This window comes from Nocardia sp. NPDC060220 (assembly GCF_042727815.1).
In the GTDB taxonomy this organism is placed as follows: Bacteria; Actinomycetota; Actinomycetes; order Mycobacteriales; family Mycobacteriaceae; genus Nocardia.
In genome coordinates this window covers 1-8,886 of record NZ_JBHWZY010000223.1, presented here as the reverse complement: position 1 = coordinate 8,886, position 8,886 = coordinate 1, and the positions used below count along the sequence as shown (strand labels likewise).

Genomic DNA, 8,886 nt, shown 5'->3' with positions numbered 1-8,886 from the left:
ATGTCAATATAGTCTCAGTGCTGACGTGGCCACAACCGGGCGTGCCATCCCGGATCGGGAACAGGAAGAATGACCGGCATGACCAACGCGACGCAGTCGTCCTCCGTGCTTGTGGACACGGCCTTGGCGATGATGGCCGAGACCGGCCTGGATGATCTGACGCTGACCGCGGTCGCTCGCCGGGCGGGCGTCTCACGCGCGACCGCCTACCGTGAGTTCGGAGACAAGAACGGTCTCATCGCGGCCGTCAGCAAAATCGAAGTTGCCCGCATGATGAGCGCCGCCTACCTGGAGATAGACATCTTCACGCCGGTACGGCAGCTGGCGAAAGAGGCAGTGGTCTTTGCGATCCCCTACCTGCGCCGACACCCGGTGATCTCCCGACTGCGCGACCAGGAACCAAGATGGCTGCTCAATGTCGCGATCGAGCACGAGGGGTCGAAGCTCAACCTGATCGAAACCGTCGGCGCCTTCGTCGCACCACTGCTGGCGGCCCGCGACGACAGCGCAGCACTGGTGGTCACACCGGCACAGGCGGCGGAGATCGCCGTCCGCACCGTGCTCTCGCATGTGCTGATCCAGCGCAGCAGCCTCACCGACGAACAGGTCGGCGACACGGTAGCCCGCGCTATCAGCCGCTAGCAGATCCGAGGACTGCAACGGATCATGCTATCCGTATCAGTGATCGCCGGATCCGTGTACGTCGTCGGCCATGCCGATTCCGGTCTCAACATGGTGCTGGTGCCGGACAGCGACAGGCCCCGTCCTCGGTGAGATTCACCCGTTACGGGGGATACGGACCCATCGACGGCAGCACTACCGTCGAAACCATGACCACCACCTCACAGGTCGTCATCAGTGAGCGGACCGCCGACGACATCGGCTCGCTCGGCGCCGACTTCTCTCACACGCGTCCCGACTCATGTCCGAACTGCTGTTGGCAGAACTGAAATCGAAGGGATAACCATGTCGCGCAGGCGCACTCACGTTCCTCAGGTCTCCCCGGCATACACCGGGCGGCTGTCGATGGCGCCGGTACCCGCGCTGCGGATGCCCGAGGAATCGATGGATCCTGATGTCGCCTATCGATTCATCCACGACGAACTCATGCTCGACGGGAGCAGCAGGCTGAATCTGGCGACCTTCGTCTCGACGTGGATGGATCCACAGGCCGAGAAGCTGATGGCGGAGACGTTCGACAAGAACATGATCGACAAGGATGAATACCCCGCGACCGCGGCGATCGAGCAACGGTGTGTGTGCATGGTCGCCGACCTGTTCCATGCGGAGGGCCTGCGCGACGACGACCCGTCCAGTGCCACCGGGGTATCGACGATCGGATCCAGCGAGGCGGTGATGCTGGCCGGGCTGGCGATGAAGTGGCTGTGGCGCGAGAAGGTCGGCGCCGGGTGGAAAGGCCGCACACCGAACATGGTGATGGGGTCCAACGTGCAGGTGGTGTGGGAGAAGTTCTGCCGCTATTTCGACGTCGAGCCGCGGTATCTGCCGATGGAGAAGGGCCGCTACGTCATTACACCCGAGCAGGTGCTGGCCGACGTCGACGAGGACACCATCGGCGTGGTGGCCATCTTGGGCACGACATTCACCGGCGAACTCGAACCGATCAGCGACATCTGCGCGGCGCTCGACAAGCTCGCTGCCGACACAGGACTGGACATCCCCGTGCACGTCGACGCGGCCAGCGGCGGCTTCGTGGTGCCCTTCCTGCATCCCGATCTGGTGTGGGATTTCCGGCTGCCGCGCGTGGTGTCGATCAACGTCAGTGGCCACAAATACGGGCTGACGTATCCCGGCATCGGGTTCGTGGTGTGGCGCGGCCCCGAGTACCTGCCCGACGACCTGATTTTCCGGGTCAACTACCTGGGCGGCGACATGCCCACTTTCACCCTGAACTTCTCCCGGCCCGGCAATCAGGTCATCGGCCAGTACTACAACTTCCTCAGGCTCGGTCGATTCGGCTACAGCCTGGTCATGCAATCCCTCTCGCAAACCGCGCGCTGGCTCGGCGACCAGCTGCGCGCGAGCGGACACTTCGAGGTGATCACCGACGGCTCGGCGATCCCGGTGATCAGCTTCCGGCTGTCGGGCGACCCTGAATACACCGAGTTCGACGTCTCGCACGCGCTGCGCTCCTACGGCTGGCAGGTGCCCGCGTACACCATGCCGGACAACGCCACCGATATCGCGGTGCTGCGCGTCGTGGTGCGGGAGGGGTTCTCGGCGGACATGGCCAGGGCGTTGAGCGAGGACATCACCGCCGCGCTCGGGCACCTCGACACGCTCAAACCCAATGGATACTTCGACCGGCTGAAGCCGTTCGCCCACTAACCCGTCCGCGAATCACCCCGGTGCGCTCACGTCGCGTGGAGATATACCGGAACACTGGTGTGCCCGTTGGAGATGAAACTCGGCACCGGCGTCAGTTCGGTCCGGGTCGTGGCCATGCTCATCCGAGGGAACCGATCGAACAGTGCAGGCAACGCAACGGCCGCTTCGAGACGGGCCAGTGACGCGCCGATGCAGTGGTGTGCGCCGTGGCCGAAGGCGAGGTGCTGATCGCGGGTGGCACGGGTGGGATCGAACTCGGCGGTGCTGGCGCCGTGCACTTTCGGGTCGCGGCCTGCGCCTGCGTAGGAGGCCAAGATGGCCTCGCCCTTGCCGATTCGGTACTTCCCGGCGATGTCGATGTCCTCGACCGCGTATCGGAGGGGCAGGTGTGCCACCGGTGCCTGGAAGCGCAGCGTCTCCTCGACCACGTCTGCCCACGACACCTGCCCTGCGGCCACCGCGGCGCGCTGCTCAGGATGGGTGAGCAGGGCGACGATCGCTTGGTCGAGCAGATTGACCGTGGTCTCGTGACCGGCATTGATGATCAGCATCAGGGTGTCGGCGAGTTCCTTCTCCGACAGCGCGGAGTCGTCCTCGTCGCGCGTGGCGATCAGCGCGCTGGTGACGTCGTCACCAGGATGCGCACGACGGTAGGCGACGAGTTCGCCGACCAGTCCATACATTTCGAGGTAGTTGGCCTGAGCCTGCTCGGCGGTGAACGAGCCGTCGAAGAAGCCGTCCACGCACTTGTGCAGCGCAGGCCCCAGCCCTTCGGGCACACCGACCAGTTCGGTGATGACCCGGATCGGAACCGGATAGGCGAAGCCGCTTCGCAGATCGACCGGTGCGCCGGCCGGGGCGGCTGCCAGCGCGTCGAGCAGGTTCTCGGTGATCTCGGCGATCCGCGGACGCAGCGCGGTACTGCGGCGATGACTGAAAGCTGGGGACACCAGCCGGCGCAGCCTGCGGTGATCGGCGCCGTAGGCGGTGAACATGTTGTCGACCGCTACCCACGGCAGCAACGGCCACGCCTCGGTGATCTCGCCGTTGATGAACGACATCCAGTGCTGCCTGGGGTCCTTCGACACCCGAGGATCGGCGAGCAGACTCCGCAGCACTGCCTGATCGGTGACCGACCAGGCGGGCACGCCACCGGGCAGTTCGACCAGCGCCACCGGGCCACGTTGCTGAATGCGTGCCGACTCACCTTGGATGTCGGCACCGGTCGTATCCAGCACGATCGGTTCCATGAAAATCTCCTCCACCAGGGTCTACGCCCGTAATCGACAGCGCCGCAGCCAGTTTCACCCGACCGATTACGAACTTACCCCTCGGCTGAGCGGTCCAGGGGACGAATAGGGGCCCCAACGGCGGACGTTGATCGGTAGCCTCGTCATCGCGCGGGACCGGCTGAGGGCGCGACGGACCCACACCACCCCAGCCCCGGCCGGTGTGGGTCGAGGTCACCGCCGAGGGCGCGATCCAATTGTTCACGGCCCCGGATTCGGTGAAGATCTCGCGATTGCGAAGCGACCCCCGCGCCTCGATCGTCGTCTCTGCCCCGGTGGGTGAACGCGAGCGCTGGGTTTCCGTCGCCGGCCACACCACCGTCTCGCCGGATGGAGCTCACGACCCGCTCTCCCGCCTGGCCGCTCGCTACTGGGACCTCGATGACGAACGCCGAGCCGACGACCTCGCCGAGATGCAGGCCGCCGACTGGCTGCGCGTCACCATCGAGCCAGAAGCCGTGAGCCGATACACGATGATGTGACGGCCGTTTCCCGTCAGGGCGATGATCCACCGGTAGCGTTGGCAAGTGGCCAACCATGAGGAGACGCGGCGATGCCGAAAATTGTACTGTTCGGGGCAACCGGCTACACGGGACGCCTGACGGCCGAAGCCCTCACCGCACGCGGCGCATCGCCCGTGCTGGCGGGACGCAACCGGGCCGCCCTCGAGAAGCTCGGCGCCGAACTCGGCGGCTGCCGGACCGCCGTTGCCGACGTCACCGACCCCGCGTCGGTCCGGGCCCTGCTCGGTCGCGGCGATGTTCTGGTGACAACGGTCGGGCCGTTCCTGCGCCATGGGGGCCCCGCACTGGCCGCGACGATCGCCGCGGGCGCACATTACATCGACTCCACCGGCGAAGGGCCCTTCATCCGCACCGTGTTCGAGCACGACGAGCAGGCCCGTGCCGCCGGCGCGGGGCTGCTCACCGCGTTCGGGTTCGACTACGTACCGGGCAATCTCGCGGCCGGGCTCGCCTTGCGCGAGGCTCCCACCGCGGTGCGTGCCGAAGTCGGCTACTTCATGAAAAGTCCCGGCACCAGCGGTGGTACCCGCGCGTCCATGGCGGGGATGCTGTTCGAACCCGGCTTCGCGCTGCGCTCCGGACAGGTGGTCACCGAACGCACCGGCGCGCGTCTGCGTTCCTTCGATGTCGCCGGAGAAAGCCGGACGGGGGCATCGATTCCCGCGTCGGAGCATTTCGCGCTGACTCGCTCGCACCCACACCTGCGAGAAGTCGATGTGTTCCTCGGCTTGCCGCCGCTCGCGGCACAGACGCTGCGCGTCGGCTCACGACTGACCTCGGTCGTCGCACAGGTGCCTGTGCTGAAGCGCGGATTCGACGAGGCTTTGGCCCGAACGGTCAAGGGGTCGACCGGTGGCCCCGACGCCGAAGCTCGCCGCCGCACCCGCACCTGGGTGGTCGCCGAAGCTCAGGACGCGGCCGGCACGACGTTGGCCACCGTCACCCTGAAGGGCGGCGATCCCTACGATTTCACCGCGGCGATTCTGGCCTGGGCCGCCGACACCGCACTGGGCGGCGGCCTCCTCGGTTCCGGCGCGCTCGGCCCGGTCGACGCGTTCGGCCTGGACGCGCTGTACACCGCCGCCCGCGACGCAGGCTGGTCGCCGCACCCGGGCCCCTCCATCGAGCCGAAGGCACCCTGACGCCGGCCGTCACCGCGTCGCGGCGCTAGGCCGCGTGGGTGAGTCGCGCGGCCGCCGCGCCGACGGTCGGTCCGGCGCTGACCAGTGTCCCCATGAACCGATCCTGTTCTCGCGCACCGCGATTCGCCGCACGGTCGAGTCCGCCGGGCAACAGCCGGGTGACCGAGCGCGCGACATTGACGGGGATTCGGATCGCCGGGTACCACGGAACGATCGCCGTCGGCAGCCCGAGCGCACGCATCGTGTGGCGGCCGAGGAAGGTCCCCGTCACCGACAGATGCTGGGCATAGGCAAGACGGCGCCTGATCGTGGGCAGCCGGTCATAGTTCCACGACAACGGGTCTCGTGACATCGGTACCGCGAGTTGAGGAGTCGACTCGTCGGGGTCGGCCAACGCAGACAGCGTGTGCACCAGGACGCGCACACCGTCACGGAAGGAGTGCGGCAGCCACTGCTCCTCGACACCGAGCAGCCAGCCGACATAGCGGACCAGGTGCGCGACAGCGTCGGTTTCGGCGGGGGTGAGCAACAGACCCAGGCCCATCCCACCGATCGCCGGTGCGATGAAGGCGCCGACGAGCGTTGCCGCCATATCCGTCTGGTTGATGGGCAGGCCCCAGTTCTCGGTCCGCCAGTCCGGCATGGCGGCCACGTGCCTGCGGACGAAGGCGTGGATGAGTCGCACCCGGATCGTGGATCGGTATCCCAGACCCAGCGGGGACAATCCGTCCTCGGACAGGACATCCATCGCCCACTGCATCGTCTCGGCCCACCGCTGATTGGAGCCCTTTTCCAGCGCTCCTGTGCGCAACAGGGTCTTGTTGAAGCCGGAGAACTGGTAGCCGCCGAGCATGGCGACATCGCGCGCGATGTACATGCCGTCGGAACCGCTGGTGAGCAGGACCTTGGCCCCGCGCACGAGTGTGTCGTGATCGACCCACGCCGGAACAGTCTCGACCGCGGTGAAGAACTCGCGCAGCGGATCCGGCGCCTGCGGCACCGCAGCGATGCCGTCGGTGAGCGCTCGATCGAACAGCGGACGCATCTGCTTCGAGCCCGCGGCGACCATCCAGTCCACCAGCCGATCCATCGCGTCGTCACCGACGAGCAGGCCCTCGCCGAGATGTTGCCATTGCGTCGAGTCGGGGCTGTGAACCCCTAGCATCGCCGCGAAGCCGCCGACGAGGGGCGGGACGCGGTGGGGACGATCTGGGTGACGGGCGGGAACGGTGGTCATCGACACTCCTCGTTGAGCGCTCCATTGTGGATAACGACTGATATCCAAAATAGGTCGACTGCTAAAGTCCTGTCAATGGCGCGTGCAGAGGTGGTCCGGTCCTACCGTGGAATCAGCGCGGCGACTCGACGTGACGAACGCCGCGACAAACTCCTCGCCGCAGGTCGCCAGATCTGGGGCGAGGCCGGCCCGAGCGAAGTCACCGTGCGCCGCGTGTGCGCCGCGTCGGGGTTGACCCCGCGCTACTTCTACGAACAATTCGCCACCCGCGACGCACTGGTCCTCGCCGTCGCCGAGCAGGTGCAGCAGGAGCTGTTCACCACCCTCGTCGACGCGAGCCAGGCCGAGCCGGGCACCTTGAAACGCAAACTCCTGCGGGCACTGACGACCTACCTCGACACGATCGCCGACGACCCCAGCATCCACCGCATCATGACCAGCGATACCCACAGCGTCGCAGGGCTCGAAGAGTTGCGCTCCCGTGCCGTCGGGATCGTTACCGACCTCGTGATGCAGTACAGCGCGGAGTTCCTCGACGCTCCCGCGAATCCGGAGATCCGGCGCCAGGAAGCACTTTTCGTCGTCGGCGGGATCAACCAGCTGGTGGCGACCTGGCTGGGCGACCCCCATCGGCCGACCACCGAAGTGGCCGCCCTCTGCACCGAACTCGCACTGGCCGTGGTGAACCGAGCACCCTGACAGTCGGTGCAGTCGAATCAGTAGTTCGACCGCACCGCACGGTCGGCAACGACGGTCGTTTCTGGCCGAGTGGGCGGAGCCGACGCCGGTGAATCACTCCCTTCCGTGCGGTACTGCCCGATCCCGGGCGCGCGTGGCGGGTGCGCTGGTCTACCGGTTGTGTCCGCCCACGCTGGTATCGAGCGCGCCGAGTTGGAGTTGGGTGGCGAGGGCCTGGAGCGCTGCGGGGTCGTGCGGTGGCACCCGTTCCATCGCACTGAAAGCCAGGTGGTCGGCGATCAACATGGTGCGCACCTCGGCGTCGGTGAGCTCGCCGGTCAGGACACCTTCGGGCAGGGTCTGCACCATAGCGAAGGTGGTGTCGACGATCAGTGGCACCAGCGAAGTCGGCATCGACAGCGGGTCGCCCACGACGAGCGCCTCGGTCGCTGTGTTCGTCGCGTCGGTGAACTCCGGTGAGACGTCCAGCATTCGGTGGACCGCCACGTCGACACTTCGCCGCACCCGATCCAGCATCGTGGTCCAGCGCCTCGACGAGGACGCCGCAAGCAGCGCGGCGCCGACCTTGCGCCGAAAGGGCGGGGGCGCGTCGACGGCCCCGCACAGGAAAGCCGTCGTGGTGATGGTCATGTGCGCCATCGCCACCCGCGCACCGAAACTCAGGGTGGCGGGACCGAGCCTGGCCAGGAGGGCGAAACCGCCCAGTGCCGGCACGAGGAGCTGGAGCATGACCTTCCGCTTCAGTTCCTCGCGGTCGGCGACGCCGTAGATCTGCAGCTCGTTGTCGCGCAGGTCGTTGGCGGACTGAGCGATGATGGCGAGACAGCCGGCCAGTTCGCGCAGATCCGCCTCGGGCACAACGGCTTCGGAGGCGAGTTCACACGCGTAATAGGTGACCCGGCCGAGCACACCTTCGCTGTAGGCGACCCGCGACAGCGGCGAGTCGATATTGCGGGCCATCACCACCGCGACATCGATGACCACCGCGCCGACACGCTTGCGCCCGGCCGGCGACAGCGCTCCGAGCAGAGCTCGGATGTCGCCGATACGCTCGGCCAGGAGCCGGTCGACCGCTTCGCTGTCGCGGGCTTCGGTGCTGACCGAAGGCAATGCAGCAGGCTTGGTGTCGGTGTTGCCGGTGAGGTAGTCCGCAGCGTCCAGAACGGACCAGCTCGCGATCGCGCGATCGCTGAGATCCTCGAAGGCGTCCAGAACCCGGCAGGCCAGCAGGGCGGCGGTGGCCTCTGCCTGCAGATGGGTGGGCAAGAAGCTCACCGCGATACCCAGGTTACGACCGGCTGGGATCAGTGCCAGCCGGGCCAGCTCCTCAGGTGAGGAGGCGGCCCGTAACACGGCCAGGTCCGGTGCGCGGCGCAGGTGTCGAAATCCATGGGCGAGTGATCCGATTCTGGTCTGCCTCATCGGGTGATCACTTCCTGTAGCAGTGCATGGAGGTCCTCGCGAGCAGGCGATGGCGGGAAGATGTCCAGTGCGGCGCTCGCCTTCTGTGTGGCGTCGAGGGCAACCGCCCGCGCGGCGTCGGTGGCCCCGCTGTCGATCAGGTCGCTCTGCAGGATCGTGCTCGGGGTGTCCGCGGACAGCCACATCTCCCGCGCACCGGAGCGCATGTCGAGCCATTCGATCAC

The 8,886-nt window shown here is 66.9% G+C and carries 7 protein-coding genes and 2 pseudogenes; 5 read left to right on the top strand and 4 right to left on the bottom strand.

What is annotated here, in order from left to right; genetic code table 11:
- The first annotated feature begins 69 nt into the window (after positions 1-69).
- A complete protein-coding gene (locus tag ACFWF3_RS14120; RefSeq protein ID WP_379313995.1) occupies positions 70-642 on the top strand; it encodes a TetR/AcrR family transcriptional regulator in 573 nt (190 codons plus the stop codon).
- A 324-nt stretch (positions 643-966) separates the two neighbouring features.
- The gene (locus tag ACFWF3_RS14115; RefSeq protein ID WP_379313994.1) at positions 967-2,349 is read left to right on the top strand and encodes a glutamate decarboxylase; all 1,383 of its coding nucleotides are present in this window, start codon (positions 967-969) and stop codon (positions 2,347-2,349) included.
- Positions 2,350-2,375: 26 nt separating this feature from the next.
- Here ACFWF3_RS14115 and ACFWF3_RS14110 read toward each other — a convergent pair whose 3' ends face one another.
- A complete protein-coding gene (locus ACFWF3_RS14110; RefSeq protein ID WP_379313993.1) occupies positions 2,376-3,599 on the bottom strand; it encodes a cytochrome P450 in 1,224 nt (407 codons plus the stop codon).
- A gap of 173 nt (positions 3,600-3,772) precedes the next feature.
- Between ACFWF3_RS14110 and ACFWF3_RS14105 the strand changes: the two are divergent.
- Together ACFWF3_RS14105 and ACFWF3_RS14100 are read left to right on the top strand one after the other, a co-directional pair.
- A pseudogene (locus ACFWF3_RS14105) lies at positions 3,773-4,120 on the top strand (pyridoxamine 5'-phosphate oxidase family protein); the annotation flags it as partial.
- Between the two features lie 71 nt (positions 4,121-4,191).
- Entirely contained in the window at positions 4,192-5,304 is a 1,113-nt protein-coding gene (locus tag ACFWF3_RS14100) for a saccharopine dehydrogenase family protein (RefSeq protein WP_379313992.1), read from the top strand.
- A gap of 25 nt (positions 5,305-5,329) precedes the next feature.
- Here ACFWF3_RS14100 and ACFWF3_RS14095 read toward each other — a convergent pair whose 3' ends face one another.
- A complete protein-coding gene (locus ACFWF3_RS14095; protein WP_379313991.1) occupies positions 5,330-6,541 on the bottom strand; it encodes an oxygenase MpaB family protein in 1,212 nt (403 codons plus the stop codon).
- A gap of 75 nt (positions 6,542-6,616) precedes the next feature.
- On the opposite strand from ACFWF3_RS14095, the gene ACFWF3_RS14090 reads away from it, so the two are divergent.
- Positions 6,617-7,240, top strand: a complete 624-nt coding sequence (locus ACFWF3_RS14090; RefSeq protein ID WP_379313990.1) for a TetR/AcrR family transcriptional regulator — start codon at positions 6,617-6,619, stop codon at positions 7,238-7,240.
- A gap of 150 nt (positions 7,241-7,390) precedes the next feature.
- On the opposite strand, the gene ACFWF3_RS14085 is transcribed toward ACFWF3_RS14090, so the two are convergent.
- Positions 7,391-8,662, bottom strand: coding sequence for a hypothetical protein (locus ACFWF3_RS14085; RefSeq protein ID WP_379313989.1), 1,272 nt, complete (start codon positions 8,660-8,662; stop codon positions 7,391-7,393).
- Positions 8,659-8,886 (bottom strand): annotated as a pseudogene (locus ACFWF3_RS14080) (polyprenyl synthetase family protein); the annotation flags it as partial. The gene ACFWF3_RS14085 and the pseudogene ACFWF3_RS14080, both read right to left, overlap by 4 nt.

Excerpts from the sequence above, each read along its gene's own strand:
- ACFWF3_RS14090 (WP_379313990.1), top strand. The coding sequence starts at position 6,617 with ATGGCGCGTGCAGAGGTGGTCCGGTCCTACCGTGGAATCAGCGCGGCG.
- ACFWF3_RS14120 (WP_379313995.1), top strand. The coding sequence starts at position 70 with ATGACCGGCATGACCAACGCGACGCAGTCGTCCTCCGTGCTTGTGGAC.
- ACFWF3_RS14085 (WP_379313989.1), bottom strand. The coding sequence starts at position 8,662 with ATGAGGCAGACCAGAATCGGATCACTCGCCCATGGATTTCGACACCTG.
- ACFWF3_RS14095 (WP_379313991.1), bottom strand. The coding sequence starts at position 6,541 with ATGACCACCGTTCCCGCCCGTCACCCAGATCGTCCCCACCGCGTCCCG.
- ACFWF3_RS14110 (WP_379313993.1), bottom strand. The coding sequence starts at position 3,599 with ATGGAACCGATCGTGCTGGATACGACCGGTGCCGACATCCAAGGTGAG.
- ACFWF3_RS14115 (WP_379313994.1), top strand. The coding sequence starts at position 967 with ATGTCGCGCAGGCGCACTCACGTTCCTCAGGTCTCCCCGGCATACACC.
- ACFWF3_RS14100 (WP_379313992.1), top strand. The coding sequence starts at position 4,192 with ATGCCGAAAATTGTACTGTTCGGGGCAACCGGCTACACGGGACGCCTG.